17 protein-coding genes are annotated in these 15,683 nt (G+C 69.6%); 6 read left to right on the forward strand and 11 right to left on the reverse strand.

All coding sequences use genetic code 11. The features are described 5' to 3' along the window. Positions 1-17: 17 nt before the first annotated feature. The 3 genes from Q9S36_RS27340 to Q9S36_RS27350 all read right to left on the reverse strand — a co-directional run bounded on the left by Q9S36_RS27340 (position 18) and on the right by Q9S36_RS27350 (position 1,910). Complete coding sequence (locus tag Q9S36_RS27340) at positions 18-281, reverse strand: hypothetical protein (RefSeq protein WP_311287993.1); 264 nt, start codon at positions 279-281, stop codon at positions 18-20. Next, a complete protein-coding gene (locus tag Q9S36_RS27345) occupies positions 278-604 on the reverse strand; it encodes an ATP-dependent DNA ligase (protein WP_311287994.1) in 327 nt (108 codons plus the stop codon). The genes Q9S36_RS27340 and Q9S36_RS27345 overlap by 4 nt, the downstream gene beginning before the upstream one ends. Before the next feature lie 124 nt (positions 605-728). Further along, entirely contained in the window at positions 729-1,910 is a 1,182-nt protein-coding gene (locus Q9S36_RS27350; RefSeq protein ID WP_311287995.1) for a zinc-dependent alcohol dehydrogenase, read from the reverse strand. Positions 1,911-2,085: 175 nt separating this feature from the next. Between Q9S36_RS27350 and Q9S36_RS27355 the strand changes: the two genes are divergently transcribed. Then, positions 2,086-2,421: a hypothetical protein gene (locus Q9S36_RS27355; protein ID WP_311287996.1), complete on the forward strand. Its 336-nt coding sequence runs from the start codon at positions 2,086-2,088 to the stop codon at positions 2,419-2,421. Positions 2,422-2,491: 70 nt separating this feature from the next. On the opposite strand, the gene Q9S36_RS27360 is transcribed toward Q9S36_RS27355, so the two are convergent. The 4 genes from Q9S36_RS27360 to Q9S36_RS27375 form a co-directional block, all read right to left on the reverse strand. Next, positions 2,492-3,067, reverse strand: a complete 576-nt coding sequence (locus Q9S36_RS27360; protein WP_311287997.1) for a DUF3618 domain-containing protein — start codon at positions 3,065-3,067, stop codon at positions 2,492-2,494. After that, on the reverse strand, positions 3,064-3,477 hold the full coding sequence (locus Q9S36_RS27365; protein ID WP_311287998.1) for a phage holin family protein: 414 nt from the start codon (positions 3,475-3,477) through the stop codon (positions 3,064-3,066). Before Q9S36_RS27365 ends, Q9S36_RS27360 begins: the two co-directional genes overlap by 4 nt. Next, a complete protein-coding gene (locus Q9S36_RS27370) occupies positions 3,458-4,231 on the reverse strand; it encodes a hypothetical protein (RefSeq protein WP_311287999.1) in 774 nt (257 codons plus the stop codon). The genes Q9S36_RS27365 and Q9S36_RS27370 overlap by 20 nt, the downstream gene beginning before the upstream one ends. A gap of 118 nt (positions 4,232-4,349) precedes the next feature. Then, positions 4,350-5,147, reverse strand: coding sequence for a sulfurtransferase (locus Q9S36_RS27375; RefSeq protein ID WP_396653857.1), 798 nt, complete (start codon positions 5,145-5,147; stop codon positions 4,350-4,352). 242 nt (positions 5,148-5,389) lie between these two features. On the opposite strand from Q9S36_RS27375, the gene Q9S36_RS27380 reads away from it, so the two are divergent. Then, positions 5,390-5,905 carry an O-acetyl-ADP-ribose deacetylase gene (locus tag Q9S36_RS27380; RefSeq protein WP_311288001.1) on the forward strand — a complete coding sequence of 172 codons (516 nt, stop codon included), beginning with the start codon at positions 5,390-5,392 and terminating at the stop codon, positions 5,903-5,905. A 13-nt stretch (positions 5,906-5,918) separates the two neighbouring features. Here the strand turns inward: Q9S36_RS27380 and Q9S36_RS27385 are convergent, their stop codons facing one another. The 4 genes from Q9S36_RS27385 to Q9S36_RS27400 all read right to left on the reverse strand — a co-directional run bounded on the left by Q9S36_RS27385 (position 5,919) and on the right by Q9S36_RS27400 (position 10,029). Continuing rightward, the gene (locus tag Q9S36_RS27385) at positions 5,919-7,007 is read right to left on the reverse strand and encodes a Gfo/Idh/MocA family oxidoreductase (RefSeq protein WP_311288002.1); all 1,089 of its coding nucleotides are present in this window, start codon (positions 7,005-7,007) and stop codon (positions 5,919-5,921) included. Next, on the reverse strand, positions 6,977-7,687 hold the full coding sequence (locus Q9S36_RS27390) for a ThuA domain-containing protein (RefSeq protein ID WP_311288003.1): 711 nt from the start codon (positions 7,685-7,687) through the stop codon (positions 6,977-6,979). The genes Q9S36_RS27385 and Q9S36_RS27390 overlap by 31 nt, the downstream gene beginning before the upstream one ends. Next, on the reverse strand, positions 7,684-8,883 hold the full coding sequence (locus tag Q9S36_RS27395) for a Gfo/Idh/MocA family oxidoreductase (RefSeq protein ID WP_311288004.1): 1,200 nt from the start codon (positions 8,881-8,883) through the stop codon (positions 7,684-7,686). Before Q9S36_RS27395 ends, Q9S36_RS27390 begins: the two co-directional genes overlap by 4 nt. Positions 8,884-9,024: 141 nt before the next feature. Next, a complete protein-coding gene (locus tag Q9S36_RS27400; RefSeq protein ID WP_311288005.1) occupies positions 9,025-10,029 on the reverse strand; it encodes a LacI family DNA-binding transcriptional regulator in 1,005 nt (334 codons plus the stop codon). Positions 10,030-10,159: 130 nt separating this feature from the next. On the opposite strand from Q9S36_RS27400, the gene Q9S36_RS27405 reads away from it, so the two are divergent. The 4 genes from Q9S36_RS27405 (at position 10,160) to Q9S36_RS27420 (ending at position 15,670) form a co-directional block, all read left to right on the forward strand. Continuing rightward, entirely contained in the window at positions 10,160-11,443 is a 1,284-nt protein-coding gene (locus Q9S36_RS27405) for an extracellular solute-binding protein (RefSeq protein ID WP_311288006.1), read from the forward strand. A 10-nt stretch (positions 11,444-11,453) separates the two neighbouring features. Further along, positions 11,454-12,473: a sugar ABC transporter permease gene (locus Q9S36_RS27410; protein ID WP_311288007.1), complete on the forward strand. Its 1,020-nt coding sequence runs from the start codon at positions 11,454-11,456 to the stop codon at positions 12,471-12,473. After that, positions 12,470-13,363 carry a carbohydrate ABC transporter permease gene (locus Q9S36_RS27415; protein ID WP_311288008.1) on the forward strand — a complete coding sequence of 298 codons (894 nt, stop codon included), beginning with the start codon at positions 12,470-12,472 and terminating at the stop codon, positions 13,361-13,363. The genes Q9S36_RS27410 and Q9S36_RS27415 overlap by 4 nt, the downstream gene beginning before the upstream one ends. Positions 13,364-13,426: 63 nt before the next feature. Next, positions 13,427-15,670 (forward strand): glycoside hydrolase family 3 N-terminal domain-containing protein, encoded by a 2,244-nt coding sequence (locus Q9S36_RS27420; RefSeq protein ID WP_311288111.1) that lies wholly within the window; start codon positions 13,427-13,429, stop codon positions 15,668-15,670. Positions 15,671-15,683: the final 13 nt, after the last annotated feature.

Genomic DNA, 15,683 nt, shown 5'->3' on the forward strand with positions numbered 1-15,683 from the left:
GCGGAGCATAGCGCTCGTCATAGCCGGATCTCGCGACCGTCCGAATCCCACATCGACCTACCCGCGACCTCGGGGGCGTCGTCGGGAATGGGGATCACCGCGATCGGAACACCGGGCGAGATGAGAAGGTGGGCGGGCCGCGGGGCCCCCTCGCCGTCGTTCACGAGCAGCCAGTGCACTCCCCGTGTCACACCATCGGCGATCTCGCGCTTCAGCTCGTCGAAGTCTCGACCTCCGACGCTGTAATGCTCGCCTCCGTAGATGACGTCGATCCGCTTCATGCCTCCACCTCTTCGGGCTGGGTCATCACGGCCGGCTCCGGCACGACGTAGAGGCCGGCCGGAGAGTTCGCGGTGTATGCCAACGCATCGACCCACGCCATGTTCAGCTGGGGCCGGCGACTGCCGTAGTACTTGTAGACGAGGGAGCACCGCGGGTGGACCCACACCGTCGTGCGTCCGTCCCCGATGCTCGCGTCGTCCTTCCATGTGAAGTGAAAGGCTTCGCCGCGACGCAGCTTGGTCCCGATCACGAGCTGCAGATGCGCGAGCGTGCGGTCCTCGAAATCCACCTTGACGGTGGCTTCGTAGATGAACTTGCCCATTGTGTTCCTCCGAGACGGCGGGGGAGCCCCGCGGAGCTGACGGTCCTGACGACCGACGTCCTGTCTACCGTGTCACCGCATGCTCGATCGTCCAACAGGGTTGACATCGTCGAAGACGAAGGAATCATGTCGTCGGGGTGAGAACCACCTTCACGCAGCCGCCGGACTTCTTCTGGAACAGGTCGTACATGTCGGGGGCGATGTCGAGACCGCCGCGATGCGTGATGAGATCCTCGATTCCGAGGGGGTCCGCTTCGTCGCGGGCGAGTGGCAGCAGGTCGGGGATCCACCGCTTGACGTTGCACTGCCCCATCCGCAGGGTCAGCTGCTTGTCGAACATCGTCTTCATCGGCAGGACGTCGGCGTCGCCTGCGTAGACGCCGCTGATCGAGACCGTTCCGCCGCGCCGGACCATCTCGATGGCGGCGTGGAGCGCTGCGAGCCGATCGACGCCGGAGTGCTCCATGACGGGGCGCGCGACCGCGTCGGGGAGCATGCCGGTGATCATGTGCGCGGCGTGGGCGAAGGGGCTCCCGTGCGCTTCGAGTCCGACGGCATCGATGACGGCGTCGGCACCGCGGCCCTGGGTGCGGGCGATGACGCGCGCGACATCGTCGTCGCCTTCCCACGCTTCGACGCCGTGGCGCGCCGCCATCTCGCGACGTTCGGGCACGGGATCGATCGCGATGACGCGATGCCCTCGCTGCACGGCGATCCGCGAGGCGAACTGTCCGACGGGCCCCAACCCGAGGACCACGACGGTCCCGTCCTTCTCCGGCACGTCGGCGTACTCGACCGCCTGCCAGGCCGTGGGGAGGATGTCGCTGAGGAACAGATACCGCTCGTCGGGCAGGTCGTCTTCGACGGGGATGGTGTTGTAGTCGGCGAAGGGGACGCGCAGCGCCTCGGCCTGGCCGCCGGGCACCTGGCCGTACAGCTTCGTGTAGCCGAAGAGGGAGGCGCCGGTGCCGTAGAGGTCGTTCTGCGTCGTCTCGCACTGCGACTGGAGGCCCCGAAGACACATGAAGCACGTGCCGCACGCGATGTTGAACGGAACGACGACGCGCTGACCGGGACGCAGCCGGGAGACGTCGGAGCCGACCGCCTCGACGACGCCCATCGCTTCATGGCCCAGGATGTCCCCCGCGTCGAGGAAGGGCCCGAAGACCTCGTACAGGTGGAGGTCCGACCCGCAGATCGCCGTGGAGGTGACGCGGATGATCGCGTCTGTGGGCTCTTCGATGCGCGGGTCGGGGACGTCCTGCACCTCGACGTGTCTTCTTCCCTGCCAGGTCACCGCTCTCATATCCGGAACGATGCGAGGGCGAGCCTCTCGAGAGAAGGGGGTTGACATCGCCCCGCTGGCGAGGGACATCGAACGGTGCGCCGGGAGGTCGACCCCGGACGGCGCACAATAGGCACGGTTCACACGCTTGCGCAACCCCCACGACGCACCGCTCGTGCGACCGGATCATTGCCGCATGCAGCAGTTGCACTACACCGGCGATACCCTCCTCACGACGGACGATGTCGCGAACGCCCTTCTGACCTACGCCTCGGCGCTGGCGGACTCCCACACGTCGGACGTCGTCGTCGTGCCCATCCTCGATCAGCGGGGCGACGTCGTGATGGCCGAGATGCTGCTCGGGCCCGCGAGCCAGCTCTACAGCACGCCCGCCGACGTCGCCGGCGACGAAGTGGAGGTGGACGAAGCAGTCGTCCAGGACCTCCGGATGCGCGCACGGCGCCTGCGTCATCCCGAGGCCGGCCCCGATCGCGGCGAGCAGTGGCTCGTTCCCGACACCGACCTGGACTGAAGCCGACGGGCTGCGGGAACGGCGAAGGGGCACCCACCGGTCGGTGGGTGCCCCTTCGCCGTTCCTCGAGTCAGTGACCGCTGACGTTCTGGCCCGCCCCCTTCGCCTGGGTCTTCACGTCGTCAGCTGCTGTCGCGGCTTCGGTCTTCACATGTTCGACGGATTCGGTTGCGGCATCCTTCACAGCGGTCGCGGCTTCGCGAGCGGGCTCGCGAAGGTGCTCGCCGACCTCCTTGGCAACCCCCGACACCTCATCGACGAGGGGCTGCGCCTGCTCCTTCACCTTGTCGGCGACCTCCTTCTCACGATCGGATGCCGGGATCAGCGACGACAGGAGCAGACCGGCCCCGAACGCGATGAGACCGACCGCCAGGGGATTGCCTTCGGCTTTGGTCACGGCTCGATCCTTCAGATCGCCGACGTTCGACGCCGCCGATGAGCCGGCGTGCGAGATCGACGAACCCGCATCGTCCGCCGCTCCCATCACGCGGTCGCGGACCGAGCCGATCGCGCCTTTGACCCTGTTGGTCTGACGTTCCACCATCTTGGACGGCGAGACCTTGTCGGCGAGCGCGTCGACGTCGCTGCCCAACTCTCGCCGGGTCTGCTCGATGTTGTGACGGATGGCATCCGGTGAATCGCTCATCGGTTCTCCTCGTTTCTTTTCAGCGTTTCCGGTATTTCTCTGACTGTCTCGGCGGTCTGCGGCAGACCCTGCACCTTCTTGAGCTGCGACCTGCCGACCAGCCACAGCACGAGCGCGATGAGCGCCCAGATGACCGCGACGACGACCGCCGCCCATCCGCCGCCCATCTGGGTGGACAGCGCCCACCACAGTGCGACCGACAGGAAGAAGATCGCCATGAGCGCGGCATAGCCCGCGGCGCCGAGGGCGCCGCCCGCCTTCGCGGCCGTTGTCGCCGATTGCTTCAGCTCGGCCTTGGCGAGGGCGACCTCCTGGCGCATGAGCGTCGAGAGGTCGCGGCTCACCTCTCCGACGAGGTCACCGAGCGACGTGGTCGCCGCCCTCTGCTCGCTAGGGGTTGGGTCGGACATAGCCATCCTCCGTCGGCGCGTCTCCGGTGAGGTCCGACGACGACTGCGAATAGATCGGCGTCTCCTCAGCCCTGCCTCCCGAGGCGACGCCCGTCGCCGTCCTCGTCGGCGGCATCACGCCCGTAGGTGGGACCGCTCCGGCGGCAGGCACCGCGCTCGCGGACGTCGCCGCAGCGGCCGGAGTCGCCACCGGTCCGGCGGCGTTCGCCCGGGCCTCGGCGGCTTTCTTCTCATCGGCTGCCGACGAGGCCAGCGCGCGGGTGAGTCTGCCGACGATGATGCCGGTGACCGCTGCGGCGAGGATGAAAGTACCCGGCTTGCGACGGGCGAACCGCTTGACTTCGTCGAGCACGGCTGCGGGCTCTCGTTCGCCCAGCCATGCCGACATGCCGGCCAACCGTGTGGAGGCCTGCCGGACGAGGTCGGTGGCGAGGCCGGAGGTCGTCGAACCGGCGGCCATGGACTGCAGCTCGTCGCTCGTCGAGCGCATCCCGCTCGCGAGACGCTGCTGCTGGGTGCGGGCCTGGTCGCTCAGTTCGTGCTTGGCCTGCGCATACAGGTCACGCACCTGGTCCTTGGCCTCGCCGGCAACGACCGACGCCTCCTCTTTCGCGGTGTCGACCACACCGCCGGCCTTGTCGGCCGTGGTGTGCGCCAAGTCCGAGGCCTCGTGCTTGGCCGTCTCGACCTTGCCGGCGTCTGTGGGCACGGCGCCCGGTCCACTCGACGCGTATGCATCGTGGTTGTTCGACATTTCTGCCCCTTTCGAGAACCGGCCGGTGGGGCCGGTAGGGGCATTCCTAGACGCGGTCTGCGGGAATCACCGCCCCCCTTGCCAAAGGGGTCCCGCTGGGTTATCGCGCGTAGGACCGCTACGGCGCGGCGCCGACGGCGACCGGACGGTCCGTGTGGTTCGACCACTGGCTCCACGATCCGGCATACAGTCGCGGCGCGAATCCGGCGATCGAGAGCGCGGCGAACGCATGGGCGGCCGTCACTCCCGAGCCGCAGTACACGCCGACCTCGGAGCCGGGTGCGATGCCCGCCGCCACCACGCGCGCGCGGATGACGTCCGGGCTGACGAAACACCCGTCGGCGCCGATGTTCCCGGTCGTCGGCAGGTTGAGCGCCCCGGGGATGTGACCCGCCCGAGGATCGATCGGCTCGACCTCGCCGCGGTAGCGCTCGGCGGCCCGCACATCGATGAGGAGGCCGGCTGCGCCGAGCGCCGCCGCCTCGTCGATCGACGCGCGCGCAAGCCGCCCGGCCGTGAGGACGACCGATCCCGCGGCGGGTACGACGATGCCCGACTCGAGGGGACGGCCCGACCGAGCCCACGCCTGCAGACCGCCGTCCAGGATGCGGACGTCGGGTGCTCCGGCGTCCGCGAGAAGCCACCACGCGCGCGCCGCCGACATGGAACCCAGGTCGTCGTAGACCACGACCGTGTCGTCCCCGTGCAGACCCCATCGGCGGGCGGCGGCTTGAAGCTTTTCGACGGCCGGAAGCGGATGCCGTCCATCGGTCGGCGCGCCGTGCCCGGCGAGCTCGGCATCGAGGTCGACGTAGACCGCGCCCGGTATGTGGCCTTCGACGTAGGCGGGTCGCCCATCGGGTCGGTCCAGCCGCCATCGCACGTCGAGAATCCGCAGGCGCGGCTCCTCGACCATGAGCTCGGCGAGGTCGTCAGCGGTGATGAGGATGTCGGTCACGGCTCTCCGCGGGTCGGCTGTCAGGGACGATGGCGTTTCCCCTCATGACAGCATGCCCGGCCGCGATCGCGCACCGAGGCGGCGCCCAGCATGCCGCCCGCATCCCCGGCGCGCACCGGGGTTGACCCTCGTCGGGCGCGGCGATAGCTTGCGTGCCTGCGGGCCGTCACACGGCGGCCGACGGGGAGGCGAGGCGCGCCATGGCACGGATCACGGTCGTCCGAGGGGACATCACCCAGCAGCAGGTCGACGCCCTCGTGAACGCGGCGAACACCCGTATGCGCGGAGGAGGAGGCGTCGACGGAGCCATCCACCGCGCGGCGGGCCCGGCGCTGCTGCGCGAGTGCGTCGAGCGGTTCCCTCGCGGACTGGCGACGGGGGATGCCGGGTGGACGGCCGCCGGCGACCTCACCGCCCGCTGGGTCATCCACACCGTGGGTCCGAACTACAGCGCCGGCGAGCGCGACCGCGCTCTGCTCGAGAGCTGCTATCGCCGCGTGCTCGAGGTCGCGGACGAGGTCGGTGCGGCATCCGTCGCATTCCCCCTCGTCGGCGCCGGCGTCTACGGGTGGCCACGTGACATCGCGATCGAGACAGCGGTCGACACCATCGCCGCGACAGCAACCCGTGTCGAAGAAGCTCGTCTGGTCGCCTACGACGTGGCCGCGCACAGCGAGATCCGGGCGGTGCTGGAGCGGCGCGGCCACCCCGTGTGATCGGGGGTACGGGTCAGCGTGCTCGCCACTCGGACGCCGGCGTCAACGGCACGAGCGAGGGGCGCTCCGCCGACGTCTCGAGCTCGATGCGTCGACCTTCTCGCGCCGAGGCCAGCAGACTCAGCATGATGTCGAGCACGTGCAGCGCAAGTCCGCCGTCCGCCCGCCCGGCGCCGGTGCGCACGAAGTCGATCACGCCGATGCCGCGCCCGGCGTCCTCGTAGCCGGCATCGGTCGGGCGCACGGTCCACTCGTCCGCTCCGCGGGCACGCACCCGCACCTCTCCGTCGAAGTTGTTCGGATCCGGTACCTGCAGCGACCCTGCCTCGCCGTGCACCTCGATCGGCGCGGCGGTCGACGCGCCGGCGTCGAAGCTGAAGGTGACGGTCGACAGGGCTCCCCCGACGTGCTCGAGAATGCCCGTCACGTGGGTGTCCACCTCGACGGGGATGATCTCGCCGGCGCGGGGCCCGGAGCCGATGCGGCGGGTGTCGCGGGTGCGGGAGGACGCGCCCGAGACCCGGGCGACGGGGCCGAGCAGATGCACGAGCGAGGTGAGATAGTACGGGCCCATGTCGAGCAGGGGTCCGCCGCCCTCGCGATAGTAGAAGTCCGGATGCGGGTGCCAGGACTCGTGGCCCCCCGAGACCCACGTCGCCACGGCCGACACGGGACGGCCGATCGCGCCGGCGTCGATCGCCGATCTCGCGGTCTGCACACCGGTTCCGAGGACGGTGTCGGGCGCACCCCCCACCCAGGACCCGTTCGCCGCTTCGAGCATCGCGCGCGCGTCGTCGAAGGTCGCCGCGAGCGGCTTCTCTCCGTAGACGTTCTTGCCGTGCTCGAGCGCGGCGATCGCGACCTCGGCGTGCGCAGCCGGGATGGTGAGGTTCACCACGGTCTGCACCGCGGGATCCGCCACCAGTTCCGCGACGGTGAGGGCGCGGCATCCGGGGATCTCGGCGGCCAGCGCCTCGGCGCGCGAGCGGTCGAGGTCGGCGGCGGCGACGATCTGCAGCTCGGGGTGCCCCGCGAGCGTGTCGAGGTACGCCCGCGAGATGACTCCGAGGCCTACGATGCCGATGCCGTGCGGCTTGCCCACAGCAGTCCCCTTTCGATGATGGTGCGGACGTTCGCGTCGGCGAGGACGTCGAGGCTGTGGCCCGGGGTGGCGACGAAGATGCGCCCTGCTCCCCATTCGCGCGTCCATACCGCCGGCGACACGATCGGCCGGTGCCACGGGTGGTACGGCTGCACCGGGTGGGTGGTGGTCGCGAGCACGTCGATGAGGTCGTCGTGCAGCACCCAGTACTGCTCGGTGTCGAGCGTGAAGTCGTCGAGCCCCGCGGTGATCTCGTGCGAGCGGCCGAAGTCGGTGAGCTCGACGGTGTAGGGCAGGTAGTTGTCGGATTCTCCGTTGCCGCACTGGTCGGGATGCTTCGACGGGTGCGTGGCGAATTGGCCGCCGATCAGCTGGAGGTAGTCGGAGGTGTTGCGGTACGAGTCGGCGATGCCCCCGTGCCAGCCTGCGAGTCCCGTGCCGCGCTCGACGGCTCCGCGCAGACCCGCGAAGGCCTCCCGCGAGATCTCGGACATCGTGACGCACTGCAGGATGAGGTCGGTCGCCGCCATCGCCGCCTCGTCGGCGTAGACCTCGTTGGATTCCTCGACTCTGACGGTGAACCCGGATGCCTCGAGGAACGGGATGTACATGTCGGTCGCCTCGACGGGTCGGTGCCCGTCCCAGCCGCCGCGGACGACGAGTGCCTGTGGCGTGCTCATGCGGGTGCTCCTTCGATCGATGCGGGCGCGACGTCGACGGCCGCGCTGTCGTTCGCCGCGCTGTCTTCGACCGCCGCGAGGACCCGCTGCACCCGCGCTGCGTCGGCGAACGTGGGGGCCGCGGTCTCGCCGCCGCCGATCGCGCGTACGAAGTCGACGACCTGGTGGGTGAAGAGGTGCTCGTAGCCGAGCCCGTGACCTGCCGGCCACCACGCCCCGGCATACGGCTGTTCGGGCTCGTTCACCTGGATCCTGCGGAAGCCCTGCTCACCGGCGGGATCGGCGGCGTCGTAGAACTCGAGCTCGTTCATCTCGCGGAAGTCGAATGCGATCGACCCGCGGTCGCCGTTGATCTCGATGCGGTTGGAGTTGCGGTGCCCGGTCGCCATGCGCGTCGCCTCGAAGACGCCCAGCGCCCCCGATGCGAACGATGCCGTGAACGCGGCGGCGTCGTCGACGGTCACCCGCTCGTGCGGGGCGTCCTCGCGGGCGCGGCCCCCGAGGCCCACCGATTCGCCGCGCACCGGGCGAGTCGGCACGAAGGTGCGCAGCGCCGCCGAGACCCGCATGATGTCCTCGCCGGTGAGCCACTGCGCGGTGTCGATGCTGTGGGCGCCGATGTCGCCGAGGGTGCCCGAGCCGGCGCGCTCGCGGTCGAGCCGCCAGGTGAAGGGGGCCTCGGGATCGCTCAGCCAGTCCTGCAGGTACTGGGCCCGCACGTGCCGGATCCGCCCGATGCGCCCGTCCTCGACGAGGCGTCGTGCGAGGGCGAGGGCGGGGGTGCGGCGGTAGCTGAAGCCGCACATGCTGACCGCTCCCGCGGACGACGCCTGCTCGGCGGCGGCCACCATGCGCTCGGCGTCCGCGACGCTGTTGGCCAGCGGCTTCTCGCACAGCACGTGCTTGCCGGCCGCGAGCGCCGCCAGGGCGATCTCCGCGTGCGTGTCGCCGGGCGAGCAGATGTCGACGACGTCGATGTCGGAGCGATCGATGACCGTCCGCCAATCATCTGTGGACTCCGGCACGCCGTAGGATGCCGCGGCTGCAGCCGTGCGTTCGGCATCGCGTCCGGCGAGGACGACCAGCTCGGGCGTGACCGGCAGGTCGAAGAAGCGCGGGGCGGTGCGCCACGCGTGGGCGTGCATCCGTCCCATGAAGCCGGGCCCGATCAGGGCGACGCGCAGGGTGGCGGGCATCGTCGGATCCTCTCTCGGCGCACGACGACTCCGGTGCACGCCGGGTCATCACGATGCCATCCGAGCTCGTTGTCACGCAGAAATTTGCGCAATATAGGTCGTGACCCACGAACTCAGTCGTGCGCGGGTCGACCGGGCGCGTCAGCTGACCGGCGGTGGACCCGTGGATCCGCGCACGACGAGCTTTGTCGGCAGCTGCACGTGCAGCGACGGGGGCTGCTCGCCGGCGAGGAGCCCCGTCACGTATTCCGCCGCGAGCGCACCGAGGCGCCGCATCGGCTGACGGACCGTCGTGAGGCCGGGTGAGACCCGCGCGGCCTCGGGGACGTCGTCGAATCCGACCACCGACAGGTCCTCGGGAACCCGGATGCCCAGCTCGCCCGCGACCTCCATCAAGGCGATCGCCGACATGTCGTTGGCGCAGAACACCGCCGACGGCCGGCGCGGATTCGAGAGCATCACGCGGGCCTCGTCGCGCGCGGTCTCGAGCAGGTACATGCCGTTGCGCACGAGAGCGGGATCGATCTCGATCCCCGCATCCCGCAACGACTTCCGATAGCCCGCGTCCCGCGCGGCAGCCGAACGCAGGTCGGGCCGTCCGGCCAGGAATCCGATCCGGCGGTGGCCGAGACCGAGGAGGTACTCCATCGCGTCGAGAGCACCGTGGTAGCTGTCGGACTCGACGGTCGGAAGGTCTGCTCGACCGGTGTGGGGGTCGATGGCGACGATCGGCACGTCGACGGATGCGCTGACGACGGTGGGAGTGACCATGATCGCTCCGTCGATGAGCGTGCCGCTGAGCCGGCTGAGCGAGCGCCGCTCCCACCCCGTGCTGTCGGCCTGCCGAGAGCCGCTGTAGGCCAGCAGGTCGTAGCGGGTGGAGTGCAGCGCCTGTGCGACGCCCTTGAGGATCTCTGCGCTGAACGGCTCGAAGTCGGCGACCAGCACGCCGATGACCCCGGTGCGGAACGATCGCATGCTGCTGGCGACGAGGCTGGACTCGTATCCGAGCCGCTCCACGACGTCGAGCACGCGCTGCACGGTGTCGGCGGCGATGCCGTACCGTCCGTTGACCGCCTTCGACACGGTCGACACAGAAACGCCCGCTTCGGCGGCGACGTCGTGGATGGTCGGTCGGCGTCCCATGACGGTGAGTGTAGTCATGGAAAAGGATTTCGAAAACGTTTGACGACATCGACGGAGCGGGTGACACTCGTCCGAGCAAGGCGCGCAGCAGCGCCCAGGTGTCCACTCGAAGAGGAGAAGGTTGAATCACATGAACGCGAAGAAGATCCTCGTCGCATCGGCGACGTTGGCGATCGGCGCACTCGCCCTGAGCGGTTGCGCGGGCGGGTCCGGCGACAGCGCGGACGGCCAGAGCATGACCCTCTGGCATAACTCCACGACCGGACCGGGGCAGGAGTTCTGGGAGCAGACGGTGGCCGATTTCGAGGCCGAGAACCCCGACGTCACGATCGAGATCCAGTCGCTGCAGAACGAAGAGCTCGACGGCAAGCTGCAGACCGCGCTGAACTCCGGCGATGCGCCCGACATCTTCCTGCAGCGCGGCGGGGGCAAGATGGCCGCGATGGTCGAGGCCGGTCAGCTCAAGGACCTCACAGACGTGCTGTCCGACACCGCCACCAGCGAGATCCCCGAGGGCTCGTTCCGGGCCAACACGATCGACGGCAGCGTTTACGCGATGCCGGTGGCCGTGCTCCCGGGCGGCATCTTCTACAGCCAGGACCTCTTCGACGAGGCGGGGATCGAGGAGACCCCGGCCACGATCGACGAGCTCGAGGACGCTGTCGAGGCCCTGAAGGCCACCGACGTCGCCCCGATCGCCCTGGGCGGCAAGGACGCCTGGCCCGCCGCGCACTGGTACTACTTCTTCGCGCTGCGCGCCTGCAGCCCGGAGACCATGGCCGACGCCGCCGCCGAGATGAACTTCGAGGACCCGTGCTGGCTGGAGGCGGCGGAGAACCTCCAGAGCTTCGCCGAGACCGAGCCGTACAACGACGGATTCCTCACCACCTCCGCGCAGCAGGGCGCCGGATCATCCGCCGGACTCCTCGCCAACCGCCAGGCGGCCATGGAACTCATGGGCGCCTGGAACCCGGGCGTCATCGCGTCGCTCACGCCCGATCAGGAGCCGCTGCCCGACCTCGGCTGGTTCCCGTTCCCGGAGGTCCCCGGTGGCGAGGGCGAGCCCGGCTCGATCCTCGGTGGCGTGGACGGCTACTCGTGCTCGGTCGACGCACCCGACGCGTGCGTCGACTTCCTGAACTACCTCGCCACGTCGGACGTGCAGGAGAACTACTACGCGGCCTTCAACGCTCCCCCGGTCAACACGGTCGCGCAGGAAGCGGTCACCGAGCCGTACCTCCAGCAGATCCTCGAGGCCTACAACGCCGCGCCCTACGTGTCGCAGTGGCTCGACACGGTCTACGGCCTGAATGTCGGCAACGCCCTGAACGTGGCGGTCGTCGACCTTCTCGCCGGCAACAGCGGGCCCGACCAGCTGGTCGAGGCCGTCAACACCGCCGCGGCGAAGGGATAGGACCACTCGCATGCGTGTCCGCGAGAACTCGCTGACGGAGACCTCCACTCCCGCCGAGCTCGCGCAGCACGAGGGGGGCGGCGTCACCGCGTCGCCCCCCTCGGTGCGGCGGCGTCGGAAGGGTCTGGGATGGGGCGGCCGACTGGAGGTCGCCCTGCTGGTGGGCCCCGCCCTCCTGGTCTTCCTCGGCTTCGTGATCTTCCCCGTCGTCGCCGCCGCCTACTACGGCTTCTTCAACTGGCAGGGCTACGGCGTGCCGACGAACTTCGTCGGCTTCAACAACTACCTGCTGATCCTGCAGGACCCCGCGTTCCACGCGGCGCTGAGCCACAACGCCTTCATCGTCGTCATGTCGCTCGTCCTGCAGGGCCCGGCAGCACTGCTGCTGGCACTGCTGCTGAACCGGCGCATGCGCGGGCAGTCGGTCATCCGCGTGCTGATCTTCGTGCCCTACGTGATCGCCGAAGTCGTGGTCGGAGTCGGCTGGAGTCTCATGCTCCAGCAGAACGGAGCCCTGAACGGCTTCCTCGATCAGATGAGCCTCAGTGGCATCCAGCAGGACTGGCTCGCCGACCCGAACCTGGCGATCTGGACGCTGATGGTCATCATCACGTGGAAGTACATCGGCTTCGCGGTGATCCTCTTCCTCGCGGGACTCCAGGGCATCCCCGAGGAGCTCTCGGAAGCGGCTGCCATCGACGGCGCGTCCTTCTGGCAGACCCAGTGGCGGATCACCATCCCGCTTCTCGGCCCGACGCTGCGGATCTGGGCGTTCCTGTCGATCATCGGCTCGCTGCAGCTGTTCGACCTGGTCTACATCATCTGGGGCCAGTACGTGGCCTCGACGGCGGGCACCTCCACTATGGCGACGTACATGGTCTCGGAGGGCCGCAACGCCGGCAACTACGGATACGGAAACGCCGTCGCCGTCGTGATCTTCCTCATCTCGCTCGTGGTCGCGCTGCTCTACCAGCGTTTCGTGCTGCGACGCGATACGGAAGGCGCGCTGACGGGAGGAAAGCGCCGATGAGCACTGCGACCGCTGTCATCACCACCGCCCCTGCCGACGAGCAGCGCCCTCCGCGGCGCACCCCGCGCGAGAAGCTGCCCTGGGGCAACCCGCTGGTCTACTTCGTCGCCCTCGTCGTCATCGCCCTCCTGCTCGTGCCGGTGGCGTACATCATCCTCGGCGGGTTCCGCACGAACGCGCAGATCACCACAGACCCCGCCGGGCTGCCGAACCCGTGGAACGTCGAGAACTACCTCGTGGTCCTCGGCGGCGACATGTTCTGGCGGCAGGTGCTGAACTCCGCCATCGCCGCGATCGCGACCACGGCCGGGGCCGTCGTGCTGGGTCTCATGGCCAGCTACGTACTCGCCCGCTACCGCTTCAAGGGTCGTGGAGCGCTGTACGCGCTGTTCGCGGCGGGCCTGATGTTCCCCATCACCGTGGCGATCACCCCGCTGTACATCGTGATCCGCAACCTCGGCCTCATGAACTCGCTGCCGGGTGTGATCCTCCCGCAGATCGCGTTCGCCCTCCCCACGACGATCATCATCCTGGTGCCGTTCCTGCGGGCGATCCCCGACGAGATCGAGGAGGCCGCGTTCATCGACGGGGCCTCGCGGCTGGGATTCTTCTGGCGCATGGTGATCCCGCTCGCCATGCCCGGAGTGATCACCACCGGCATCCTGGCATTCATCGGCAGCTGGAACAGCTACCTGCTGCCGCTCTTCGTGCTCAACAACGAGGCGGTGTTCACACTGCCCCTCGGCGTGCAGGCGTTCTCGTCGCAGTACTCCGTCGACACCGCACGGGTGCTCGCGTTCACGTCGTTGTCGATGATCCCCGCCCTCGTCTTCTTCAGCCTGTTCGAGCGCCGGATCGTCGGCGGCCTGACCGGCGCCGTCAAAGGCTGACCCCTCTCAAGGAGAACCGTGACCATCGTCGATTCCGCGCGCGTCGAATCCCTGCTCGCGCGCATGACCCTCGAAGAGAAGCTCGCCCAGCTGGTCGGCTTCTGGGTCGACCAGGGCGACGACGTCGTCGCGCCCATGCAGGGAGAGATGGCCACCTCAGCGCGCTACGAGGACGCGAGCATCCATGGCCTCGGGCACCTCACGCGGGTGTACGGCACCCGGCCGGTCGACCCGGTGGAGCGCGCCGCGTGGCTGTGGAGCGAGCAGCGTCGTCTGCGGTCCGAGACCAGGCTGGGCATCCCCGCCCTCGTCCATGAAGAGAGCCTCACGGGTCTCGCGGCGTGGCAGGCGGCGACCTTCCCGACGCCGTTGGCCTGGGGAGCCGCCTTCGACCCCGAGCTGGTCGAACGGATGGCGGGTCTCATCGGCGAGTCGATGCGGGCGCTCGGCATCCATCAGTCCCTCGCTCCGGTGCTGGACGTCGTGCGCGACCCGCGATGGGGGCGCGTCGACGAGTGCATCGCCGAAGACCCCTACGTCGTCGGGACGATCGGGACGGCGTACGTGCGCGGGCTTCAGTCCGCCGGGGTGCACGCCACCCTGAAGCACTTCGTCGGCTACTCCGCGTCGCAGGCGGGACGCAACCACGCGCCGGTCCACGCCGGACCCCGCGAGATCCGAGACGTGCTGCTGCCGCCGTTCGAGATGGCCGTGCGCGACGGCGGCGCGCGCTCGGTCATGAACTCCTATGCCGAGATTGACGGGATGCCGGTGGCCGCGGACCCCGCCGTTCTCACCGGCATCCTCCGCGACGAGTGGGGGTTCGACGGCGTCGTCGTCTCGGACTACTTCTCGGTGGCGTTCCTGCACACGATGCACGCCGTGGCGGCCGACCTCGGCGAAGCCGCGGCACTGGCCCTCGCGGCCGGGATCGACGTGGAACTGCCAACAGGAGACGCCTACCTCGAGCCGCTCGCCGAGAAGGTGCGGGCGGGCCTGGTCGACGAACGCGCGGTGGACGCGGCCGTGCGGCGCGTCCTGGCGCAGAAGGAGGAGCTGGGCCTGCTGGATGAGACCTTCGACGCGCCTCCCGCGTCGATCGACCTCGACTCCCCCGCCCATCGGGCCGTTGCACGCGAGCTCGCCGAGAAGTCGGTGGTGCTGCTGAGCAACGACGGCACGCTGCCGTTGCGCTCACCCGGCCGGGTGGCGGTGATCGGCCCCAACGCCGACGCGGCCGAGGCGCTCTTCGGCTGCTACTCGTTCGTGAACCACGTCATGGCACATCACCCCGAGGTCGCGCAGGGATTCGCCTCGCCGACCGTGCATGAAGCCCTCGCCCAGGAGTTCCCCGGGGTCGAGATCACGGCCGCGCGCGGGTGCGAGGTCGAGGACGAGGCCGACAGCGGCGACACGTCGCTCCTCGACGCGGCCGTGGCCGCGGCATCCGATGCCGACGTCGCCGTCGTGGTGGTGGGCGACCGCGCCGGACTGTTCGGCCGGGGCACCGTCGGCGAGGGCAACGACGTCGCCGACCTCGAACTGCCGGGTCGCCAGCGAGAGCTGGTCGAGTCCGTCGCCGCGACCGGCACGCCGGTGGTGCTGGTCGTCCTGTCCGGTCGGCCGTACGCGATCGACTGGGCCCTGGACGGCCGGGTCAGCGCGGTGCTACAGGCCTTCTTCCCCGGGGAGGAGGGCGGGGCGGCGATCGCGGGCATCCTGTCGGGGCGCACGTCGCCTTCCGGTCGACTCCCGGTGTCGCTGCCCCGCTCCGCGGGCGCGCAGCCGTACAGCTACCTGCATCCGGTGCTCGGCGGTCCGTCCGACATCACCAGCGCCGACACCACCCCCGCACTGCCGTTCGGACACGGGCTGTCCTTCACGACGTTCGCGCGCACGGGACTCACGACGGATGCCGCGACGCCGACCTCGGGACGCTTCGGCGTCACCGTGCGCGTGCGCAACACCGGAGACCGTGCCGGCGCCGACGTCGTCCAGCTCTACGCCCGTGACGTGCACGCGAGCATCACGCGTCCCGTCGCGCAACTGGTCGGCTATCACCGCCTCGAACTGGACGGGGGCGAGGAGCGCATCGTCGAGTTCGATGTGCCGACCGCGCGTCTCGCCTTCACCGGACGCGACGGCATCCGCATCGTCGAGCCCGGCCGCATCGAACTGTGGGTCGGGCCGGACTGCGCGACCAGAGAGACGTCCACAACGGTCGAGCTCACCGGTGGCGTGCACAACGTCACCGTCGCGGACGGCCGGTTCGTCTCGGTCACCGAGCACGCCGCTCCCCCCGCCTGACGCCGGTTGTCAA

It is taken from the genome of Microbacterium sp. ARD31 (genome assembly GCF_031844425.1).